The sequence below is a fragment of the Paenibacillus sp. 7516 genome, assembly GCF_002272715.1.
GTDB classification, from domain to species: domain Bacteria; phylum Bacillota; class Bacilli; order Paenibacillales; family Paenibacillaceae; genus Paenibacillus; species Paenibacillus illinoisensis_A.
The window spans coordinates 53125-75877 of sequence record NZ_NPBI01000028.1 but is presented as its reverse complement, the minus strand read 5'-3'; the positions used below and the strand labels follow the sequence as shown (position 1 = coordinate 75877).

The 22753-nt window shown below is 44.8% G+C and carries 21 protein-coding genes; 9 read left to right on the top strand and 12 right to left on the bottom strand.

Annotated features, from left to right (window positions below):
* The first annotated feature begins 335 nt into the window (after positions 1–335).
* The 4 genes from CHI14_RS22925 to CHI14_RS22910 all read left to right on the top strand — a co-directional run bounded on the left by CHI14_RS22925 (position 336) and on the right by CHI14_RS22910 (position 3474).
* On the top strand, positions 336–1064 hold the full coding sequence (locus tag CHI14_RS22925; RefSeq protein ID WP_095291620.1) for an amino acid ABC transporter ATP-binding protein: 729 nt from the start codon (positions 336–338) through the stop codon (positions 1062–1064).
* A 39-nt stretch (positions 1065–1103) separates the two neighbouring features.
* Positions 1104–1940 carry a transporter substrate-binding domain-containing protein gene (locus tag CHI14_RS22920; RefSeq protein WP_095291619.1) on the top strand — a complete coding sequence of 279 codons (837 nt, stop codon included), beginning with the start codon at positions 1104–1106 and terminating at the stop codon, positions 1938–1940.
* A 104-nt stretch (positions 1941–2044) separates the two neighbouring features.
* Complete coding sequence (locus tag CHI14_RS22915) at positions 2045–2767, top strand: amino acid ABC transporter permease (protein ID WP_095291618.1); 723 nt, start codon at positions 2045–2047, stop codon at positions 2765–2767.
* Between the two features lie 56 nt (positions 2768–2823).
* Positions 2824–3474 (top strand): amino acid ABC transporter permease, encoded by a 651-nt coding sequence (locus CHI14_RS22910; RefSeq protein ID WP_095291616.1) that lies wholly within the window; start codon positions 2824–2826, stop codon positions 3472–3474.
* 104 nt (positions 3475–3578) lie between these two features.
* Here the strand turns inward: CHI14_RS22910 and CHI14_RS22905 are convergent, their stop codons facing one another.
* The 8 genes from CHI14_RS22905 to CHI14_RS22870 all read right to left on the bottom strand — a co-directional run bounded on the left by CHI14_RS22905 (position 3579) and on the right by CHI14_RS22870 (position 11986).
* Positions 3579–4916, bottom strand: a complete 1338-nt coding sequence (locus CHI14_RS22905) for an FAD-dependent oxidoreductase (protein WP_170948242.1) — start codon at positions 4914–4916, stop codon at positions 3579–3581.
* A gap of 46 nt (positions 4917–4962) precedes the next feature.
* Entirely contained in the window at positions 4963–5808 is an 846-nt protein-coding gene (locus tag CHI14_RS22900) for a carbohydrate ABC transporter permease (protein WP_481856450.1), read from the bottom strand.
* Entirely contained in the window at positions 5801–6634 is an 834-nt protein-coding gene (locus tag CHI14_RS22895; RefSeq protein ID WP_481856449.1) for a carbohydrate ABC transporter permease, read from the bottom strand. Before CHI14_RS22895 ends, CHI14_RS22900 begins: the two co-directional genes overlap by 8 nt.
* 113 nt (positions 6635–6747) lie before the next feature.
* The gene (locus CHI14_RS22890) at positions 6748–7440 is read right to left on the bottom strand and encodes a hypothetical protein (RefSeq protein WP_095291608.1); all 693 of its coding nucleotides are present in this window, start codon (positions 7438–7440) and stop codon (positions 6748–6750) included.
* Positions 7441–7473: 33 nt separating this feature from the next.
* Complete coding sequence (locus tag CHI14_RS22885; RefSeq protein WP_095291606.1) at positions 7474–8766, bottom strand: ABC transporter substrate-binding protein; 1293 nt, start codon at positions 8764–8766, stop codon at positions 7474–7476.
* Positions 8767–8895: 129 nt separating this feature from the next.
* Positions 8896–9672, bottom strand: coding sequence for a response regulator transcription factor (locus CHI14_RS22880; protein ID WP_095291604.1), 777 nt, complete (start codon positions 9670–9672; stop codon positions 8896–8898).
* Positions 9665–11497, bottom strand: coding sequence for a sensor histidine kinase (locus CHI14_RS22875; protein WP_095291602.1), 1833 nt, complete (start codon positions 11495–11497; stop codon positions 9665–9667). Before CHI14_RS22875 ends, CHI14_RS22880 begins: the two co-directional genes overlap by 8 nt.
* Positions 11498–11794: 297 nt before the next feature.
* The gene (locus CHI14_RS22870) at positions 11795–11986 is read right to left on the bottom strand and encodes an aspartyl-phosphate phosphatase Spo0E family protein (RefSeq protein ID WP_095291601.1); all 192 of its coding nucleotides are present in this window, start codon (positions 11984–11986) and stop codon (positions 11795–11797) included.
* A 363-nt stretch (positions 11987–12349) separates the two neighbouring features.
* Between CHI14_RS22870 and CHI14_RS22865 the strand changes: the two genes are divergently transcribed.
* The 3 genes from CHI14_RS22865 to CHI14_RS22855 all read left to right on the top strand — a co-directional run bounded on the left by CHI14_RS22865 (position 12350) and on the right by CHI14_RS22855 (position 14564).
* Positions 12350–13135 (top strand): nuclear transport factor 2 family protein, encoded by a 786-nt coding sequence (locus tag CHI14_RS22865; RefSeq protein ID WP_095291600.1) that lies wholly within the window; start codon positions 12350–12352, stop codon positions 13133–13135.
* Positions 13136–13357: 222 nt separating this feature from the next.
* Positions 13358–13717 carry a PadR family transcriptional regulator gene (locus tag CHI14_RS22860; RefSeq protein WP_095291599.1) on the top strand — a complete coding sequence of 120 codons (360 nt, stop codon included), beginning with the start codon at positions 13358–13360 and terminating at the stop codon, positions 13715–13717.
* The gene (locus tag CHI14_RS22855; protein ID WP_095291593.1) at positions 13683–14564 is read left to right on the top strand and encodes a permease prefix domain 1-containing protein; all 882 of its coding nucleotides are present in this window, start codon (positions 13683–13685) and stop codon (positions 14562–14564) included. The genes CHI14_RS22860 and CHI14_RS22855 overlap by 35 nt, the downstream gene beginning before the upstream one ends.
* Before the next feature lie 519 nt (positions 14565–15083).
* On the opposite strand, the gene CHI14_RS22850 is transcribed toward CHI14_RS22855, so the two are convergent.
* Positions 15084–16448, bottom strand: coding sequence for a helix-turn-helix domain-containing protein (locus tag CHI14_RS22850; RefSeq protein WP_095291592.1), 1365 nt, complete (start codon positions 16446–16448; stop codon positions 15084–15086).
* Positions 16449–16702: 254 nt separating this feature from the next.
* On the bottom strand, positions 16703–18088 hold the full coding sequence (locus tag CHI14_RS22845; RefSeq protein WP_095291591.1) for a transcriptional regulator: 1386 nt from the start codon (positions 18086–18088) through the stop codon (positions 16703–16705).
* A gap of 265 nt (positions 18089–18353) precedes the next feature.
* On the opposite strand from CHI14_RS22845, the gene CHI14_RS22840 reads away from it, so the two are divergent.
* Positions 18354–19478 carry an LLM class flavin-dependent oxidoreductase gene (locus tag CHI14_RS22840; protein WP_095291590.1) on the top strand — a complete coding sequence of 375 codons (1125 nt, stop codon included), beginning with the start codon at positions 18354–18356 and terminating at the stop codon, positions 19476–19478.
* 84 nt (positions 19479–19562) lie between these two features.
* On the opposite strand, the gene CHI14_RS22835 is transcribed toward CHI14_RS22840, so the two are convergent.
* A complete protein-coding gene (locus tag CHI14_RS22835) occupies positions 19563–20141 on the bottom strand; it encodes a TetR/AcrR family transcriptional regulator (protein ID WP_095291589.1) in 579 nt (192 codons plus the stop codon).
* 275 nt (positions 20142–20416) lie between these two features.
* Between CHI14_RS22835 and CHI14_RS22830 the strand changes: the two genes are divergently transcribed.
* The gene (locus tag CHI14_RS22830) at positions 20417–21625 is read left to right on the top strand and encodes an MFS transporter (RefSeq protein ID WP_481856444.1); all 1209 of its coding nucleotides are present in this window, start codon (positions 20417–20419) and stop codon (positions 21623–21625) included.
* Between the two features lie 62 nt (positions 21626–21687).
* Here CHI14_RS22830 and CHI14_RS22825 read toward each other — a convergent pair whose 3' ends face one another.
* The gene (locus CHI14_RS22825) at positions 21688–22740 is read right to left on the bottom strand and encodes an oxidoreductase (RefSeq protein ID WP_095291587.1); all 1053 of its coding nucleotides are present in this window, start codon (positions 22738–22740) and stop codon (positions 21688–21690) included.
* Positions 22741–22753 lie beyond the last annotated feature (13 nt).

Sequence of the window (22753 nt, the reverse complement as noted above, 5' to 3'; positions counted from 1 at the left end):
ATGTAGCATTAGAATTTGAGGTTATTTGTTCCGTTACCCTGGACATAGGATAGGTATCAATATCAGTATACTCTATACATCTATTCCAAAGGTTGTAAAAACTCTAGGAGATTCGATTCATTTTTCTGTCAGGATTCGTCACAAACAACTTACCAACTTAACAAATACATAACGCATTTTTGGCCTACAGCCCTATTCAAGCTCATACTTATGTCATGTTTTATTACAAACCAATTGCCAGAAGAAGGATGACTATGTATGATTAAATAACTAGTTTCAATTTATTCCTTATTATTCCTTTTCCAAACCAACGTTGCAGAAAGGATGGGTTACTCTTGATTGAATTTAGGGGTGTGCAGAAGCACTTTGGTCATTTTCATGTCCTCAAAGATATTCATCTCCACATTGAAGAAGGAGAGGTCGTTGTCATTATTGGCCCTTCCGGCTCCGGCAAAAGTACACTGCTCCGCTGCATCAACCGTCTCGAGACCATTTCGGAAGGCGAACTCATCGTCAGCGGTGTCCCTTTACATCAGAAAAAGGTGGACATCAACCTCTTCCGTCGCGACATTGGCATGGTATTTCAACACTTCAATCTCTATCCTCACAAAAAAGTCATCGATAACATTACACTTGCCCCAGTAAAGGTACGCAAACAGCCCAAAGCTGAGGCAGCTGCTACGGCAATGAAATATTTAACCCGTGTTGGCATTGCCGACAAGGCTGACAGCTATCCCTCCCAGTTGTCCGGTGGACAGCAGCAGCGGGTTGCTATCGCGCGGGGACTCGCCATGGAGCCCAAAATCATGCTGTTTGACGAGCCCACCTCTGCGCTCGATCCCGAAATGATCGGGGAAGTCCTGGATGTCATGCGCTCTCTCGCGCATAACGGCATGACCATGGTTGTCGTTACTCACGAAATGGGCTTTGCCCGTGAAGTGGCAGACCGTGTCATCTTCATGGATGAAGGCCGGATTGTGGAAGAGGCTTCTGCCACAGAATTTTTTGATAACCCGCGGGAAGAGCGGGCACAGCAGTTCCTAAGTCGTCTAATTCATCACTGAGAATGATAGAATATTCCATTTTGAAAGGGGTCTTTACTCATGAAGAATTTGCTGAAGTGGCCGTCGTTTGTCCTTGTTTTGGTTCTCTCGCTGGCATTGGCCGGCTGTAGTACGGGAGAGGAAGCTACCAACAGCAGTGGTGGCGGTGGTGAGGATGCTGCAGCCAAAGGAACCATTGAACAGATTAAGGAACGCGGCAAGCTAATTGCCGGAGTCAAATACGATACGAAGCTCTTTGGCTTGAAAGACCCGGCAAGTGGTGAGGTCGAAGGATTCGATATCGATATCGCCAAGGCACTTGCCAAACAGATCCTTGGAGACGAGACCAAGGTTGAGCTGAAAGAGGTCACATCCAAAACCCGGATTCCCATGCTCCAGAACGGTGACATCGATATCATCATCGCTACCATGACGATCACGGACGAGCGGAAGGAGCAGGTGGATTTCAGTGACGTTTACTTCGAGGCAGGACAGTCCCTTCTTGTAAAAAATGATAGTGCCATCACTGGACTGGAGAGCCTTGGAGGCGTGAAGGTGCTCGCAGTTAAAGGTTCAACCTCTGCGCAGAATATTCGTGAAAAAGCTCCGGATGCCGAAGTACTGGAGTTCGACAACTATCAGGATGCCTTCACTGCGCTCAAAGCAGGCAAAGGTGAGGCACTGACGACGGACAATATCATCCTGATCGGCATGCAGCAAACGGACAACAACTACAAGCTGGTTGGTGGCAACTTCACAAGCGAGCCATATGGAATGGCCATCCGCAAAGGCGACACTGCCTTTGTAGAAGAAGTAAACAGCCTGCTCAAGAGCATGAAAGACAGTGGTGAATACGATACTTTACATGAAAAATGGCTTGGCACCAAGCCCGAGTAACCTCGATTAACGATGAACGAGCGGCGGTTTTCAACTGTAGGGACTAAACCACCCATACAGCATGAGTCGCCGCTTCACATCTGGAGAACGGAGGCTTCGCCTACATGGGCAAATTGGATTTTGATGTATTGTTTAAGCATTCCGAACGTTTCCTGGAGGGATTTCTCAATACGATTCAAGTAAGCATCATGGCTTTGATCGGCAGTTTTATCCTTGGAGCAATCATGGCAATCTTTCGGATATCCCCCATCAAGCCGCTCAATTGGATCGGTACCGCTTTTGTGGAATTCATTCGGAATATTCCGCTTCTGCTGGTCGTGTTCTTCTTTTACCTTGGACTGCCCTCCCTTGGCATTTCACTGGACGGGTTTGTCTCCGGTACGCTAGGTCTTACCATCTACACGGCAGCTTTTATTGCCGAAGCCATCCGGGCAGGCATTCAGACCGTCCCCCGGGGACAGCTGGAGGCTGCTAGATCTTCAGGTTTGTCCTACGTACAGGCCATGAACCTGATCATTTTGCCGCAGGCAATCAAGATTGTGCTTCCATCCATCGGCAATCAATTTATCAACCTGGTCAAAAACTCCTCCATTCTTGCCGTTGTTGCCGGCATGGACCTGATGTATTTTGCCGATCTGGTCAATTCGGATACGTTCCAGCCGCTGAGCGTGTATACCATTGTTGCACTCTTCTACCTCGTACTAACGCTGCCGCTCAGTTTTCTGGTTCATTATATGGAGCGTAGATTTGGACAGAGCGACGCCGAAGCACGAGGCCGCAAGGGCAAGTCGAAGAAAAACAAGCCAGCCGGGCAGGTTACCATGTGATTTAGCCATACCACTATTCAGCCTTAGCTCCACTCACAGAAGGAGGTCGATGTACAATGGACTTTAGCGGGGCCTATGCCTGGCCCAACCTTCGTTTCCTGCTGCATGGATTCCTGATTACCCTGCAGGTAGCAGGACTGTCAATCGTCTTCAGCTTTGTTCTCGGCACCGTGCTGGGTACTATTCGGTATACACGTATTCCGGTCCTGTCACAGATTATCGCGGTTATTGTGGATACGATTCGGAACCTGCCGCTGCTGCTGATCATCTTCTTCATTCATATTGTCCTGCCCCAGCTGGGGATTAAGATGTCCGTCTTCTGGTCCACCGTCGTTGGGCTTAGCCTATTCGAAGGCGCCATGATCGCCGAAATCGTTCGTAGCGGTCTCAAATCGGTTGAGCGCGGACAGGTGGAAGCCGCCCGTTCCTCCGGTCTAAGCTATATGCAGACCCTGGGCAGCATCATTATGCCTCAGGCACTGCGCCGCATGTCGCCGCCGATGGTCAGTCAGTTCATCTCCCTGCTGAAGGATACGTCCCTGGCTATCATCATCTCCTTGCCGGAGCTGATGCACAACGTGCAGATCCTGGGCGGTCAGAGCTTCGATTACGTGATCCCGGCGCTCCTGCTCGCAGCGGTCTTGTATTTTGTCATCAACTACGCCCTTTCCATCGTGGCCCGGCGACTTGAGGCAAGAATGAATTGATTCGGTTAGATCTATCGAAAGGCATTGGGTATGCACATAAGAGTCCAGCTAACACATATCTGTGTCTAACTGGACTCTTTATTATTTGCGTATTGTTTCCGATTTCAAATCGCCACTCCATTTTGCCGTAATTCTTTCTGCAGCAACGCAACCGGGATTGACAGTGGATCAAGCTGCATTTGCACCGCCAATGCAGCTGATGTTCCGGCTGCCTCCCCCGTAGCCATGCAGCTGGGGGTCAGCCTTGTTGTAGCATGGGCCTCATGTGTAGTAGAGATGCAGCGTCCTGCTGCCAGCAGGTTTCGGATATTGCTGGAGATCAGGCAGCGATATGGAATGTCGTATGCTCCATCCCCTTCAATAAATGCAGCTGCTACGCCTTGACCTGAAGGATCATGAATATCAATGGGATAACCACTTCTGGCGATAACATCGTCAAACTTTCGCCCCGTAACTACGTCTTCCCTCGTCAAAGAATAATGTCCAATAATCCGTCTCGATTCACGTATGCCAATCTGGGGAGCAACTGCAGAAATCGAAGCCCGCTCGAATCCGGGTACGTCGCGCTGCAAGAATTCAGCAATCATGAGTACCTGCTTTCTGCCTTCCTGCTCAGCAGAGGTGAGATCCTCTGCATTGGTAGCATCCAGTCCCTGGACCCTGGAACAGTTAATCAACACTTCATCCTCAGCAGGCCCGGTAAAAAACAACACCTGATCACGGTTAATCGGAATACCTGACTTCTGCCATTGCGAATAAAAACCACTCACCCCGGTTAACGGAATACGATCCAGCTCTGCAACAGGTGTTTTGGCGTAGAAATCTTCCGGGTGCTCCAGGATATATTGCTTTACTCGCTCAAGGTTTACACCGCGCATTCGAAATTTCATGGTCATAGGCTGGGACCGTTGATCTCCATCCCGTCCCTTTGCGATAGCAGCGCCAGCTAGATAAGCTGCATCTGCATCGCCACTGGTATCGACAAATACTTTTGCCCTCAGCTCCATTCGGCCCGATTTGTTTGTTAATCTAACCGCTTCCACCCGATTTTCCAGAGCAACCACTTCATCCACGAAGCTGTGTAACATCAGTCGAACACCTGCCTCTTGCAGCATATCCGCAGCAACCACCTGATAAATGGCCGGATGGTATGGTGTAACGCTATGCACAAATCCTACTGTATCGCGGAGATGTCCTGGAGATCCTCCCCGCTCCTTCAGTCGGTCAACGATCTCCTGAGCGATACCTCTAATTACCTGCTCGCCGCTCTCCGTGTGAAATGTCATCCAAGGATAGACCATAGCTGCGGTCGACATTCCACCAACGAACCCATACCGTTCTACCAGTACCGTACGCACGCCGTGTCGTCCGGCAGCGATTGCCGCCGCAATGCCGGCAGGGCCTCCACCCACAATGACCACATCGGCTTGTTCTGTCTTCATGCTCCTTTGGTCGTTCATTCTACTCCTCCTCTCCTTGTTTAGCTGACTATTCTTTGAGTCCTGTCATCGCAACACCCTCAATGAATCGCCGTTGAGCTATGAAAAAGACAATTAGCAATGGCATAGTCGCCATAACCGTAGCACTCATCAAATATTGCCAGGCCGTACCCACTTCATCAGTGAACAGGGACAAGCCTAGTGGTAGCGTCATTAACTCGCGTGAATTAATGAAAATTAACGGGTCAAAAAACTCATTCCAAATGGTTACAAAGGTAAAGATCGTCAGCGTCGCCATGCCAGGTTTGGCAATCGGCAGCATTATCCGCGCATATATCCGGAACCTGCTGCAGCCATCAATCATCGCTGCTTCCTCCAGTTCAGTTGGGACCGTAATAAAAAACTGTCGCATCACAAAAATTCCGAATACACCACCTGCCCCGAAGATTGGAAGCAAAATCAGCGGGAGATGTGTATCAATCCAGCCCAGCTGCCGCATAAACAAAAACATCGGGATTGCTGTCACCTCATGAGGAATCATCATGGCACTTAGTAACACAAGGAATACCACATTGCGGCCCTTGAATGGAATTTTGGCGAAAGCATATCCCGCAAGGGAGGCGAAGAATACCGTGCCCAGGACAACCAAAACAGCAATATACGCACTATTAAAATAAAAACGATGGAATGGAATTAATCGAAAGACATCGATGTAATTCTGAAATCGAAACGGTTCCGGTATCCACTGAGGCGGATACGTAAATATACTCTGAGGCTCCTTGAACGATGTGGATATCATCCAAATAAAGGGTACAATCATGACCAGCGAGATCAAGGTCAGCAATAAATACGTACCAACTGCCCCTCCTGCTGTATGAACAGATGGCTTAGGCATCGCCTTCATTGAAAACCCACCTCTTTCGTAGCTGCCATTGCAGCAGCGTAAGAATCAGTACGATAAAAAATAGTACATACGCCAATGCAGAAGCATAACCGAATTGAAACAGTTTAAAAGCCTTTTCCCAGATGTAATAGACTAACACCTTGGTGCTATTGCTTGGACCTCCCTGTGTCATCACATAAATCTGCCCAAACACTTTGAGCGATCCAATGACCGTCATTACCACGGTCAAAAATACCGTAGGTGTAATCATTGGAAGCGTCACATGAAAAAAAGCCTTCTGCCTGCCTGCACCATCCAGTTTGGCCGCTTCGTACAGTGATCTGGGTACCTGCTGTATTGCGGCTATGAACAGTACCATATTTAGGCCAACATTTTTTAGCACACTGGTCACAATCACCGCGGGCATCGCCAGATCCTGATTGTAGAGCCAAGCCGGTCCTTTGATGCCTATCATCAACAGAAGCTGATTGATCAGTCCCGACTCTGTTGCATACATAAGCTTCCATACAATTGCCCACACAACAAGTGACGTCATGACCGGAACGAAGATGGCAGTACGGAATACTCCGATGCCACGCAGACTTTTGGATAACAGCAAAGCCAGTAGCAACGCCAGCACGATATTGAGCGGAACAAGTCCACCTGTGAAATATACGGTGTTTCCCAGTACCCTCCAGAACATCTTATCTACCATGATCTCGCGGTAGTTATTCAGCCCAATAAAGTGATGATCTCCGAGCAATGGCCAATCGGTCAAGCTCATGTATAACGCGAGGCCCATTGGAAAGAGCAGAAGCAGAGTAAAACCAAGAACCATCGGAGATACGAATAGCCATCCTGCAATCTGGGCCTCTCTTGCAAGCGGTCCTCTTCCTGAATATTTGCGTGAATTGGTCAACGCTGGCCCTCCTCATCTCATCCGTCTTCCTTCTACTTCAGTTTGTCCATGGCATTGCGAAACCCGTTAACGGCTTTTCGCAGTTGGTCCTCCGTTTTACCTGTTACGACTGCCCCAAGCATAATCGCCTTAACCCCGGTATCGTGCAGCACCTGCACATCCTCCTGTACCAGTCTCCTCTGGGAAGGGACCAACACCGGAAGCTCTGCTTGCATCACTAACCGGCGATACCGGAGGACATCTGAGAAGCTTAGCGATGTCCCATACTCTTCTCCGGGGACAATCGATGCTTCCAACGCGGTAAAACCATAATGTTTAGCCTCCTTAACGAGGGAAGGGTCGTAGTGTTCATTGATCGCAAATGTTTTATCCAGACCGAGCTCACCCAGCATGAAGGACGGTAAATGGTGAGCATATATGGAATAGAAATCAAAACCCAAACCGGAAAGCCTTATCACACCTTCCCGTTGAATCCCATCAATGGTACCCGACGGGACCACTCCAAGCGGACCGTTAAATTGGGATCGGATATCACGGAAGTTTTCAATGTATTCATCAAGCGGACCAAACTGATATCCACTGGCGCGGTGTCCGACATTGCAATGTACTTTTAGTGCGTCTGCCCCTTCTTCAATGGCTGCCCGGGCCAGTGCTGCATCGTTAGCGGGCAGGCTGACTACAAGCAACATGCGTTGTCCGTTCAGCGCTTCTTCCAATTGCCCCATACCGTTACCTCCTTTAGATATCCCATTATTTAATTATTGCAGCAGGCCTTGAATCTCTTCCTGCATCTGCTTCAGATTATCCTGAGGTGTGGCTAAACGGGCAAATAATCGATCGAAACCCTGCAATACTGCATTGTCGATGTCTTGCCAGCGAATATGGCCCGGAATCAAGCGAGCTTTCGGCATTTCATCAATGACTGCCTGAACAATATGTTCCTTGCTAGGATTATTCGGCTGATTAATGAAAACATCAGAATTCAGCACAGAGGTACGCGGAGGAACAAAGTAGGTCGCCGTAGCCTCAATTCCCTGTTCGCTAGCAAAAAACTTCAGCAGTTTCTTTGCTTCTTCGGGATGTTTGCTGTCATTAAACATGGCATATCCCGCCTGACCCAGCATGGGCACACTGCCCTGAGATCCTGAAGGCATCGGGGCAATACTCCATTCGAAGTCCATAATCTCTCTTGCTTTGGACACATAGCTGTAGTTGTCGAAGAACATACCCACATTACCAGCATCGAAGCTGACCTGCTCACCTGCCTTCGGGTGTGACTCATCGGTAAACATCATCCGTTCAAGCAATTCCAAGGTTTGCACACCATAAGGATCATTCCAGGTAAACTTCGTCATGCTCTCATCAAAAGGCCCGCTGCCATTGGACCAGGAATAGGAGGAAAGAACAGCCCAAGTCTTCCAATCGCGAAAAAAGTTGGCACCATAGATTCGGTTTGTTGCTTCCTTGCTGGCAATCGTCTTCGCTGTCTCTTCAAATCGCTCCCACGTCCATTGTCCTTGAGCGGCGAGCGTGTTGGGATCCGTAAGACCAGCCTGGTCGAATAGCGATTTGTTGTAGAACATGACGACCGGAGGCGTAGAGAACGGCAAGCCAAGCAGTTGTTCACCATCCCGAAACAGATCCAGCGTACTTGGAATATAGTCATCCAGCTTGAACTCTGCATCATCCTTGAATTCGGATACGTCTGCCAGAATGTGATTGGATTTGAATTGTGGAATCATCCGTTCGGAGACCCAGGCGATATCCGGTAGCGAGCCGCCAGCTGCAAGCACAGATATTTTTTGCTGGTATTCCGCAAAGGGCACGGATTCCATCGTCACCTTGATGCCCGGATTTTCCTGTGTGAAGCTATCAATCAACTTGTTATAGACGTCCATGTGCGCCTGATTTCCCCACATCATGAACTTCAGTTCAACCTCTTCATCTCCTGCGGATGCATTCTCAGGGTCACTACCGGAATTGGAGCCTGCACAGCCAATTAATGTAACAATGATGAATACGAGCATGAACATCCATCCTGCTTTTTTCATGGAAATCCCCCTTGTGGCTTAGTGGTGTACACGTGCAACCAAATTATAGCGAAGGAATCAATTGTTCATAAATCACGCCAGCTATAGAAATGGTACGATTTTTCAAGGACTTATGCTGTAGGACACCTGCTATAGCTGCTCATCCGTACTGAATCGGTTCCGATATTCCCCTGCCGTCCAACCCACCTGCTGTTTGAACACCAGCATGAAGTGTTTGGGACTCTGATGACCGGACAACCTTGCTACGTCATAGATTTTCAATTGGGTGTTGACCAACAGCCACTTTGCCCGCTCCATGCGCACCTCAGCGATATATTCAGAAAAGGTTATCCCCGTTTCATTTTTGAAGAGCTGGCTTAGGTAGGTTGGGTTCAGATGAACAAGTGCTGCTACGGTCTGCAGGCGCAGATCTCCATCTGGGTGAAGCCTGATATATTCCTTTACATCACGAATCGTCTTTCGGGTATCTCCACTGTTACACTGTGCTTCCTTCGTTGTATCTAACGTCTGGCTGGATGAAATGCCGTACCTGCGGTTCAGCAGCAATTGAATTTTATGAATGGCGGTAACCCACTCTTGGAGTTCCACTGGTTTCAGCAGGTAATTCAGTACGCCATATTCCATCGCTCTGCGCGCATACTCAAACTCGCCATAGCCGCTGATGACGATGATCAGCAGTTCGGGGTACATTTCCCGCGCTTTGGATACCAGGGTCAGTCCATCCATTTCTCGCATGCGAATATCCGTAATCAGTACATCAGGCACATTACTTCTCATAAAATCCAGAGCCTCCGTTCCTCCAGAAGCTTCACCAATAACGCGAAACTCAGGAGCTGTCTGAATAATCAACTCTCGTAACCCGTCGAGGATAACCCTCTCATCTTCTACAAGCAAAACGCTATACATGCACGTTATCCCCTTTCTCCTGCAGCGGTATAGTAATTGTGGCAGCCAAACCCTGCCCGAGACTTCCGTCAACGCTCAGACTGGCGCCTTGTCCATAAATAAGATGGAGCCGCTGTGCTATATTGGTGAGCCCTAAATGACCTCCAGCATTACAACGCAGGAATTCACTCGAGGGGAGCAGGGAGAATGACTCGTTCCATTGGTCAATCTCTTCTTGGCTTAGACCTTTACCATTATCTCGAACGGTAAGCAGCAGCTCCTGATCAAACTTCAAAGCCGATATCCAAATCATTCCCCCATCCTCCTGCCCTTCAATTCCATGGTATACTGCGTTCTCCACGAGCGGCTGCAAAATCAGCTTGGGAATCAAACCATCCATGACCTCTTCTTCAACTTCAAAAATCACCTGCAGCCTTCCGTTATAACGCACCTGTTGAATGCGTACATATGATTGCACAAAAGCTAATTCCTCCTGAAGGAGTACGATCCGATCCACCTTATCAATGGTGTAACGCAGCAGCTTGCCCAGCGCTGTCACCATGCTGGACACTTCTGCATGCTTCCTGCGGATGGCCATCATATTAATGGACTCCAGCGTATTGTATATAAAGTGAGGATGGATCTGACTTTGTAGTGCCGACAGCTCTGCTTCCCGTTCTCGAATACCGAGTAGAAACACCTCGTTAAACAAGCGGTGAATCTCTTCCATCATTCGATTAAACCCCCGGCCAATCTGTCCGAATTCATCACTGCCGAAACTTGCCACACGCTGGGTAAAGTCACCCTGCTCCACCCGAATCATATTTTGCTTCAGGCTGATTAACGGCCTTGTTACACGATAGGATATAAGAGCCGCCAGAATGGCTACGCCCACCATGCACAGAATAGCGAACCCAAAAGTGAACGAAAGCATTTTACCTGATTCCTTTTGAATGACAGAAATGGGTGTAAGACTAATGACTGATAATCCAGAATAGTTTGAGTGGTGCCGTACATACAGATAGGAGCTCCCATCCAATTCCACCTTTTGATTTCCTGCATAGTCTTGAAGCTGCTCCAGCTGCAGCAGCTGATTGTATGTGGATTTTCCACCGAGTGAAGTTCGCTCAAACACAAGCCGCTGCTTGCTGTCCACAATCATGAGACTCGCATTTTCCTCAAAATTCAGATTGGATAGCAGCTGACGGAAGGCGTCCATACGGATATCAATCAGAATATATCCCAGCCGTTTGAGCGTGCCTGGATCACGGAGCTCTCGAGCAACAGAGATATAGGCTTCTTCAACCTTGTCTATGTAATAGCTCGGATGATGCGGAGGGAGCAATCGCCACTCTCCCTCCGATCCGTCCAACTCTGCAAACCAATTATCCTGCCTACTGTCCCATACCGGCTTCACCGCCAATGAATCCAGATTGGAGAACAGAATGCCACTGTTCGAGATCAAGTGAATGCCGCGAATTTCCGGACGATCATAGGCCTGACCCGAAGTATAGAGCTTCATCTTCAAGTAATCGTCGGACCTTGCCCAAGTAGCAGTCCCCATTGGGGCATTGTACTTTCCCAGAATACTTAGCACCGTCTGATCATAGAGCGGCAAGAGCGATATACGCTCGAAATCCTTCAACAGCCAATTCAGATTGGTGTTGATCTGCCGGATCATATCAATGGTGAACTGCTCGGTTTTTCGATCAATCGTCTGTGAAAAATGGTAATAGTTGACCACTCCCTGCAAACTTAGCGGAAGCAAAGTGAGAACAACGAACAACACCAGCAGCTTCGTACGCAGGTTCATGTTTCTTGTTGAACAACCTAGCACCTTGTCCATTTAATGGATCCCTCCCACTTCTGTCATTCAAGAATCACCTTCAAAAATTACGCTGGATATATAGTTGGCGTATATCATAACGAGTTTCATTGATGGTTGGCTATCCTGCCAACACTGGGATTGGTATGGAATTTCAAGATAAACCAACCCTCCCTTCAATGAAAACCAAAAAAAGCCGACTGTATCGCTCTACAGTCGACTATTTCTATGAACTAATTAATTCAATAAGACGAGATGTCTATACCAGTGGATGAAATAATGCTGCGTCGCTTTCTTGAAACTAAAAAACCGACTGCATTATGCAATCGGTTGTCTGTTCCTATATTGTTGTTTTCTATATTTAAAACGGTTATATTCATTAATCAATTCGTCCAGTACCATCGATTGTTGAAGGACTTTGTAGTCTTGCATGCCATGATGCTCCGCCAAACGACTTAATTCTTGCCTATTCCGTTCAATCTGATCCACAACTTGACTTGGTCCTTTCATAGCATGCACCCCCTTCTTTATGGACCATTTTAGAATATATTGCCAAAAAAATCATATTTTATTCCTTTGCAAATCAGAGTGTTTTTTTACAAATATATCAATCAATTCACTTAATTTAATACTGCGAGTCTTCTAGAGATGATCCCATAAGATACACTTTTTTCCTTAGAATAAAAAAAATAAAGTTATGCAAAAAAAACTAAAATCAAACAAAAGGAGGTGTTATTCAACCATGAATCCTTAAAGAGAGGTGAGCACGTATTTTAAAACCTATAATTTGTTTATGCTAAATCTTAATTCTTTCAAAAAGAAATAATTAAACGAAGATGTTGATTCTTTAAAATTGAAGGGAGAAGTTAATTTATGAAAGCAAAATTTTTGGTTCCATTGTTGTCTTTATCAATTATTGGAGGCGCTTTTTTCTCTAATACATCTACCATTCATGCATCTGAGGATCCACATGGGGCTGCAAAACTGGCTGTACAAGAGTTTTTCGATGCTATGTCTGAAGAGAATTTCGCAGAAGCCACAGAGTTAGTAGTTGATTTAAGATATCCGAGTACAGAAAAACAAATCTCGAAATATGAGCATTATAATTCAGTAAGTGACTTTGAATCAATGAAAATTATCGAGGCAAGTTTAAAAGATGAGTCAAATGTTGTAGTTACCTTTGAAGGTAATGTTTCAGGAATTGAATCCAAAAATGAAATTAATGTTAAAAAAGTGAATAATGAGTGGAAATTGATTCTTGGTGATGATGATCCTGCTACTATTGCGGCATTAAATGCTCCAGAATTTACTACCCAAGCTATGGTTGATTATTACTCCTTCACGGGATTTAATTATGGTAGAGCTCACTACACTATTAATTCTTTTTCTACAGTAGGTAATGCAGTTAATATTATAGGTTGGCAATATGCTGGGACACAATACCATGCAGATGTAACTTATCAAGTTGCCCAAGATTCATTCCTTGGATGGAAGACTATCGGAGAATCCGAACCCGTTTATGGCAACTCTACATCTGCCGCGGGCGACAGATTCTCTATTTCCTTAACAGGTGTACCCGCCGGAAGCGATTATCACATTCGTATAGTGAATTGGGCTACAGTGCCTGTTGATGGAGCCGGGAATGTTTATACTAATTAGCACAAATTAGATTATACTTTCAGACCCACAGCCCTTAAGCTCGTGTAAGGTTTGTGGGTCCCTTGCATTCACAGAGATTTTAAAAATTTTATTATTAAAAACTCAAAACATTGCTGCAACAGATCTCCATCTAAATTCCATACAATAATCTTTTCGGATTGATTTATTTTCAAATATATGTTAATTTAACTACATAGAATTACATAGTAGGTGGTGTGTACATTGAAGAATGAAATGATTAAAGGGTACATTGATGGGATTATACTATCCATCTTGATTCAACGAGATGCATATGGCTATGAGATATCCCAGTATATAAATGAAATAACTCATGGGGAATTCCTTCTCAAAGAAGGAACTTTGTATCCTGCTTTAAAAAGATTAGAAGCCAATAATTGTATCGAAGGATATTGGGTAGAACAAAACGGTGGCCCTAGACGAAAGTACTATCGAATCAAAAAGGAAGGACGAACTCGGCTTGAATCAATTAAAATTTCATGGATAAAAAACACAAATATTATTAATATTTTTTTGGGAGGTAGAACTAGTGGATATTCAACTTTATTTAAACCGAGTGTTTAAAAACTCCTTTTTATCTAATAAAGAACGAGCGGATTGGGCAGAAGAAATGGCTGCACATATACATTCATCAAAAGAACATTATATTAATGAAGGATATTCTTCTGATCAAGCAACAAAAAAAGCTTTGGAATCCTTTGGTGACCCAATCAGTATAAGAAGTAAGTTGACAAAAGAAACCTTTGGCTTATCAAGCAAAGTCATTCTTTCATTATTATGTACAAGTGGCTTCTTATTTATAGGATCTTTAGTTTTAGGACTAGTTGCAAACCATTATGGATTTCACAATAAATTAATAGAAATTTTCCCAATAATACTTATTACAATTTGTGCGTTAAGTGGTGCTTTATTAATTACTCGAAGAAATGTTGATAGATGGTCTTTGCTATCAATCCCCACTTTGTTTGCTTTAGGCTATTTACAGGCATACTTTGGTGTTTTCAAAAATTTACTAAGCAAATTAGATTCATTTAATCTTTTTGAGCATCTTTTTTTTAGTGGCGCATACGATTTCTCGGACCGTAGTGGTTTCATGCTTATTGGTGGTTGTATACTATCAGTCCAAACCTTAATTTTGTTTGTTATCAGTAAGAATATTTATATTTCTATTATGCCCTTCTTTTTCTCTGTGATGTATACCATGTCCCATATGTTAATCTTCGGAATGTACTATATATTTTTTTCTGACAAATTCAACTCACAGGTAACCAGTGGATACAGCATCTTTTTTGCAGGCAATGTTCAACGTTTCACTGATATTGGCATTAAGTTAGGCATGTGTATTGTATTGTTTTTTATTTTGTGTGCAATTAAAAAAATTACTATGAAACGAACAGTCGAGGCTGTATAAACCAATCATTATTATCATTTTAAATGTTCAGATTTACCAGCTTGAGTTTCTTTCTTAAATTTCAATGCAGAATCTAACCAAATGGAAAACCGCAAAAGCATGCTTCATGATTGCGCGGTTTTTCATTTGGTTAGTAGGTTTTGAAAAAAATTAACAAATCACCCCGTCTTTATTTGAACTTCCTGGTTCTATCATAACATGCGCCCATTATTGATTTTTACTCATACTTTAAAACTCACATCTTGATGAACAATTTATATACATTTTCTTTGATTAAGTTATTCTTACCTAAGGGGAATATATACAATTTAACATTGGAGAATGATCTTAAATTATAGAAGTTAATAGAGAGGCAAGCTAATACAGTTTATCTAATGACAATGGATCTTTTCTTTGATCTTAATGTGCGTGCATTAACTGACTTCAATTAAGATCTGAAGTTTTGGAATTTGTATGTCAGTATCCTCAATCAATTTAAAATAAGAAGTTTCAATCCTCTCATACTAGCAGGGTTATATTCTAAATTTTACTACTTAAACTCTCTACTAAATTTTTATACTGTTCCTCCTGATCCTTACTGGCATGAGCTCTGTATTTCCCATATAAGTCTATGCATTGAATACACATAATGTCATCTTTGCTTAAAGAAGAGCGCTGTAAACTGACAATTAATAGTTCAATTCCATGCCTGAATTTTTTTTGATTTAGTCTGTACTTTGCAAGTTCAAAAAATAGACGCATATATCTGTAATTCAAGGCCTGTTTATTATATGTTCCTTTTACATGATTGTCCGTTCTGATTTGATTGATATAAGTCGAAAATCTATCTAATGCACAATCAATATTGAATAGGTACTTATTAGCTGCCTGTACAATATAAACAAATGCTGTTAAGATCTCTTTGGGATTATCGTCGAGGTAATCCAAATAAGTACCCAAAACTTTAAAATCCCCTGAAAGTAACTTATACAAACATCTATTCCCTTCAGCCCATCCTTTGAATCGTTCTATTAATTCTTTTTCTTCTTTCGTTGGATCGTTGACCTCCTCCATTAAGTCCACATAGATATCTGTGTATCTCAATGCTTGCATATATTGCTTATGCACTTCAGAAACATTTGCCTTTAGCAGATTTGCATAAGCTTTATATGTAAATAGAGGATAGAAAGAAATCCTTTTTTTATTCCTTGGCCTTTTGGATTGAAACTTAAGTAGAAAGTCAACTCTGCGTTCCAGTTCTTCGGCCAATTCATAAACCTTATCCCATTGATGCATTGTACTATAGACATTAGCCAAATCTTTAATAGCATCAAGCTGTACCTCTTCATTCAACTTATCTATATAAGCCTCAAATTTTACCGCAGCATTGGTATTTTCTAATTTACTCATTGTTTTAAGAAGCAAGAAAATCCGGTACTGGCATAATGCCAATCGTTCAGAATGTTGGTACTTCTCACTATCCGCTACACATTCATATAAGACGAGAGCAGCTTCATTCAATCCTCTGCTAAATAAGTTTTCAGCCATTCTAAACAATTCCGAAATATAAGATCGATTATCCGTCACCTGCACAACAATCTTTCTAATACATTCCTGCTTGTTAAGTTCAGCACAGCCATATAGAAAGGGTTCTAATCTTCTCCAATGGGGTGCAGATTCAATAAAATTCTCAACCCCATACCTTTCATAGAAATATCCCTTTTCTAACCCCATTGCAGAAGTAATCTGATCCAGTTGGTTCATAGACATAGATCTACTACCTTTAAGAATGCCACTTAATGACCCAACATTAATTCCCGTAATATCAGAAAAATGTTGAAGTTTATGACCTCGTTTTTTCATGTAGTCCTCAATGTATGAACATATCGTAGGTGTAGTTTCCATTCTCCCACCTCTTTCAATATAAAAAGAAATATAATTCAATTTATATAATAAATGTTATTTTAATCCTATATTTCACATTGGTCAATCTGAGAAAAATGAAGAAGCTTACCTTTCAATTTCGGAAGGTAAGCTTCTTCATAAATTAACATTATTTTAGTTGTTATAATCCTCCGCCCCCATGAACTGTAAGTAATGTAGTTATTGACGGTATGTTATTCAAAATTTCCATTTGACCAATGTTAATTAAAATGAAGCTAAGCAAGATTAAATAAAGAGTTTTCTTTTTTATCATAGCGTTTATGAACCTCCATCATTATTAATTTATATTGATGCTCTATTTCAGCAATTGCCGTGTTTCTATATCTCTCATATATTGCTACACAATGAATTATATCTGTTTGATTATTAATTTTAACGGATTCCCCTAGACAATGCATCAGCTGCCTCAAGCCCTCTAGATATTCACATCGATTTAAGAGATACACTGACCGTTCTAACAAGAACGTAATATACATATCAAGTTTGACCTGTTCAGTGTAGCCTCTAAGTCGAGCTATTTCCGAATTAATTTGATCACTAAATTTATCAAGAATCTCATCAATATTTTGGCCAAATTTATTAGCCATCTCCAAAATATTAATCATGGCAGGCAGCACTTCTCTCTCATTTTTCTCAATAAATTTCACGTAAGAGGGCAAAATGCTTGGGTCGCCCATCATTAATTTATACAGATAAGTATTTGCTTCCGTCCAAATTGCGAATTTTTCAATATATATCTGATCTTCCTCATCGGGTTCAGAAACTTTGGCAAGCTTAGAATATAGCTCAGTGTATTTGAGAGCGTCTTTATATCGCCCCTGCCTCTCACATGTTGATGACTTTAGCAAGTTTGAATACGCTCTGTAAACGAACAAGGGGTATATTGTAAGTCGATTGCTTTTATCGTTTTTTCTCTTTGTGTACGATTGCAAAATTTTTGTTTTTTGATCCAATTCCTCGGCCAGCTCGAACACCTTATCCCAATACCTCAGGGCCAGATATGTATTCGCCAGATCCTTAATCGCGTCCAGCTGTCGCTCTTCATCCAGCCGGTTAATATACGGCTCGAAGTGAACTGCGGCCCTGAGATTCTCATGCTGGTCCTGGCCAAGAGACAAGGTGAAAATGCGATAATGGCATAGTGCCAGGCGTTCGGAGTGCTGGTACTTCTCGCACTCGGCGACACATTCGTACAGCATTCGCGCAGCCTTCTTCTGATCACGTTCAAGCATATACTCGGCCAGCTCGAACAATTCGGACACATAGGAGCGGTCATCCGTCACTTGCTGAATTACCCTCTGTATGCAGTCCAGCTTGTCCAACTCAGCGCAGCGTTGCAGGAACGGCTCCAGCCTTCTCCAGTGCGGTGCGGACTCCACAAAACATTCAGCACCATATATTTCGTAGAAGTGGCCCTCTTCCAGCTTCATGCCCTGGGTGATGAGGTCCAATTGAGCCATGGCGATCGGCCGTGTACCTTTGATAATTGCACTTAACGTCCCGGCGTTAACACCCGATATATCAGCAAAGTATTGAAGGGTATACCCCTGTTTCCTGATGTAATCCTCAATATTTGAGCGTATCGTAGTTGTAGGTTCCATGTCTCCCACCTCCACAATGAAAATCCAGAAATTTGAATTTCTATGATAAGTACAATTTTAATCCTAAATTTTACAGCGGTCAATAAAAATCGTGGCAATTTCCTGCACATTTAGACATTTATATTGAATATATTTCGTCTTATAGAAAAAATCCATTAGAAGAATCGAAACGGACATGTTACAGTAAGTTTAACTCATAATATCCTACTATTTCCATAGGATTAAACAACACAGACTGGCCAATCCAGTTCAAGGAGAAGTTCAGATGAAATTTGCCTTGTTTAGCCTCATGATGAACCTGCCTAATGCGGTCACTGGCGAAGCTCTCACAACACAGCAGAAATTCCACAACATTCTGGAGCAAGCCAGACTGGCCGAACGTTTGGGTTTCGATGCATACGGGATTGGTGAGCGGCACGGGGCACCTTTTCTGTCCTCTTCACCTCCAGTTGTATTGACTGCTATAGCTGCAGCTACCTCTCGTATCCGGTTGCTTACCACAGTCACTGTTCTAAGCATACTCGATCCGGTGCGGGTTGCAGAGGATTATGCAACGCTGGATCAGTTATCTGGTGGACGGCTGGAGATGATCATCGGGAAAGGCAATGACCCCCGGCACTATCCGCTGTTTGGCATTCGTGAAGAGGAACAGTGGGTTTCCCTTGCTGAACGTTATGAACTGCTGAAGCGCCTGTGGACGGAGGAGAACGTAACCTGGCAGGGCACGTATCGACCTCCCCTTCATGAGGTTACCACTTGGCCGAGACCACTCCAGCAGTCCATTCCAATCTGGCATGGCAGCGCGTCGAGTACCCTCTCTACTGAACTGGCAGCGAAATATGGTGAGCCGCTCTTCACTTCGAATTCTTTTCATCCCCAGGCAAAATACAAAGCATTGATTGACCATTACCTTGAACGCCTCGATCATTATGGTCATGATGCAAGCCGCGCGGTGATCGGATCGGGAGCAGGCAGCCTGTATCTCGCAGATACTCGTGAGGAGGCGATTCGTCGCTACACACCTTACTATAATGCTTTTCATGCTACCGCAGCCGCACAGCATAATCAGTCACCCTTCACAGATCTGGAAGATAACATTGCACGTGGCCCCGTGCTTATTGGTAGTCCGGAACAGGTCATTGAGAAAATCATGGACTACCACGCCGCGTTTGGACATCAGGTGCTGAGCATTAGTGTGGATGGACTCAGCCATAGTGAGCAGCTGGAGCAAGTGGAGCGCTTTGCCCAAGACGTAGCACCTGTATTGCGACGAGAATTGCCGAGTGTAGTATGGAATGATCCCCCCATGTTAAGCCAGCAATCTCCTCCCTCTGCCTCCGACCCTTCTGCTTCTTGGCCCCCAGCCATCTCTCCCCTGTTTCAGGTATGACGCAGCCTCGCCAGATACGCCTCCATACAGGGTGATTCATGAGAATCGCCCTGCTCCCCCTTCGGCTTTCGTTCTTTCGCTCCACTAATCAGACTTAATCCCTGCAAATAGTGAATCCAATAGTCTATGTACAAACTCTGGATCCATCGGTTCCCCCGTCACTAACATGCGATAAAACACTGGCCCGTAGATCATGTCGATACACAAACCGATATCCAGGTCACTCTTCAATTCGCCCCGCGTTACGCCCTTTTCAATAATTCCCCACGCTTCACGCCTGCGAGGCTGAATATATCTGGTCCGGTATTCTACCGCAAGACCTGGATCTGACTGCCCTTCTCCGATAATCTCTGTAATGGCCTTTCCGTCCTGGCTGGTCAAAAAATGAATCATATTACTCGCATGAATACGTACATCCTCAAATACCGATCCTGTATCCGGGACAGGCAATCTTGCTGTCATGGCCGACATGTATCCATCCATAATGACAGCCCCCTTATTGGGCCACCATTTATATATGGTTGCTTTGCTTACTTGCGCTCGCTCAGCTATCTTTTCTACCGTAATCGCGGCAAAGCCATGTTCCAGCAATAACTCATACGCAGCTGCCAGAATGGCATTCTGGGTTTCCATGTTACGGGGACGCCCTCTTTTGGCTGTCATTTAAACCAATCCCTTCTTGTTTCTAACCGTACATTGCTTTTCTGTTTTCTTAAAAACGATACGTTCATTATACTAAATTGCCCTCCACATAAACAATTTGACCCTCCGACGATGCTGCTGATCTCAAAACATTTTTTATCACGCCTATTTACAATACTAAACGTTTAGTTTATTATATGTTTGTGATTAGTGAACGAACTGTTTAGAAAATAATGATTCCAGCTGTATTGACTCATACTGAGTAGTAATTTAATACCATGTGGAGGATGATAATCATGAACATGAAAAACGATGTGCAAGCAAAACAGGTTCCCCGTTGGCTGGTTTTCCTTTTGGCTGCGGCATGCGGACTCATTGTGGCTAATCTGTACTACGCACAGACCGTAATCGGACCGATCAGTGATACGACAGGATTGTCGTCTGCTGCGGCAGGATTAATTGTAACGTTAACGCAAATTGGTTATGTCATCGGACTGCTGTTTATCGTACCGCTCAGTGACATTATGGAGAATCGGCGGCTCGTAACTTCCTTTCTGGTATTACTGGTTGTTGCCTTGGCTGCAGCAGCGTTCTCCACTCATGCTGTATTATTTCTAACGGCCTCTCTGGTTATCGGTGTAGGTTCCGTCGTTGCCCAGATTCTCGTACCCTACGCGACTTACCTTACTTCGGAAGAACAGCGCGGGCAGGTTGTAGGCAATGTCATGAGCGGCCTTCTTCTTGGCATCATGCTGGCTCGCCCGTTGGCAAGCTTCATTACGGATGCTTTTGGTTGGCAGGCTGTCTTTATCTTCTCCGCTATCGTTATTGCACTGCTCACTCTGCTATTAACACGTGCTCTTCCTACACGCAAGCCTCAGCCTGCAATGAAATATGGTCAGCTCATTGTTTCACTGGGTACCCTGTTTAAAACGCTGCCCATGCTGCGCCGCCGGGCGCTGTATCAGGCCAGCTTGTTTGGTGCCTTTAGTCTCTTCTGGACCACCGTACCCTTGCGGCTGGCGAATGATTTTGGCATGACTCAGCAGGGCATTGCGTGGTTTGCCCTAGCCGGGGTGGGCGGGGCCATTGCGGCTCCCATCGCGGGCAGATGGGCAGACAAAGGCCTGACCCGGATATTGACCGGGCTCGCCATAGTGATAGCTGTTCTATCCTTCGGCCTTGCGTACGTGTTCCAGGGACATTCGACTGCTGAGCTGGTTCTGCTGGTCATAGTCGCCATTACGCTCGACATGGCCGTCTCGGGCAATCTCGTTCTGGGGCAGCGCGTCATCTACTCCCTTGCTGGCGAAGCCAGAGGACGGGTGAACGGAATCTTCATGTCGATCTTCTTTATTGGTGGTGCCCTTGGTTCCTCTATTGGAAGCTGGTCTTACGCATCAGGTGGCTGGAGTCTGACGACACTGATCGGCATGATCATGCCGCTGCTGGCCCTCGGTTACTATTTCACTGAAAAGAAACCCGGCATTGTCAGCAGCTCATAACTGTATCCCGTAACAACAGGAAGGGGCAGCCTAATCTCCGGATTAGAGCTGCCCCCTTTTTTTCAGACCAATATAGGCAAATGCTTAGTCACATCGTACTCAACTAACGGCTCACCTGTGCGCAATCTGTGCACAAGATCGGGATTAGCAATATACGGCCGACCGAAGGCGGCAAGATTAATGACTCCATCATTCAGACCTTCTTCTGCCGTGTGAATATCAAGATCCCCCACTCCAATAATGGTGTGCTCCCACTGTTCCCTGATCATCTCATGAAAGGTCTTCTCCCCCGCCCAGACTCTTGTATACTGATCTGTGGAAGGATGAAGAATCGTAATACCGGTCTCACGGAACAGGTTAAGATAAGCATTAATCATGCTCGCCTTATCTGTCCACACGTAGGAAGGGTCATCATCCTTCTTCTCGGAAAATCGGATGGATATGCGGTCCACGTTGATTTCTTTTTCTACTGCCAGGATGATTTCTCTCAAAAAACGTAATCTCCCCTGAATCCCGCCTCCATATTCGTCGGTTCTGTGATTCGTTTTCTCACTGATGAACTGATCAATTAAATATCCATGAGCTGCATGCAGCTCAATTCCATCGAATCCGGCCAGCACGGCATGACGGGCAGCGATCTGAAAATGATGAATTGTACTCTGAATATCATGTGTGCCCATCGTTTCGGGAATCTGATATGGCTTGTGCAACTTATGCACCTTCCCCTCAGCCTGAATACTTGAAGGCGCCTGCGGTGTTCTTCCAATGAGATCAGAGTGGGACAATCTACCGACATGCCAGAGTTGGGCAATGATCGTCCCGCCCTGTCTGTGAACGGCCTCCGTTACCTTTTGCCATGAGATCGCTTGCTCTTCCGTATACAAGCCAGGTATGCCATACGTTCCTTTGCCAGCCAGACAGGGGTTAATCCCCTCCGTAATAATCAGACCTGCACCATCTCGTGCACGCTGCTCATAATAGGCCACCATCTCCTCTGTCACCGTACCATCCGCATCATTCGCAAATCCTCTTGTTAACGGCGCCATCACAATACGATTTCTTAGCTGCCACTGATTGATCTTAACCGGATTGAGTAAATTAAAAAGATTATTCATGCGATCCCTTCTC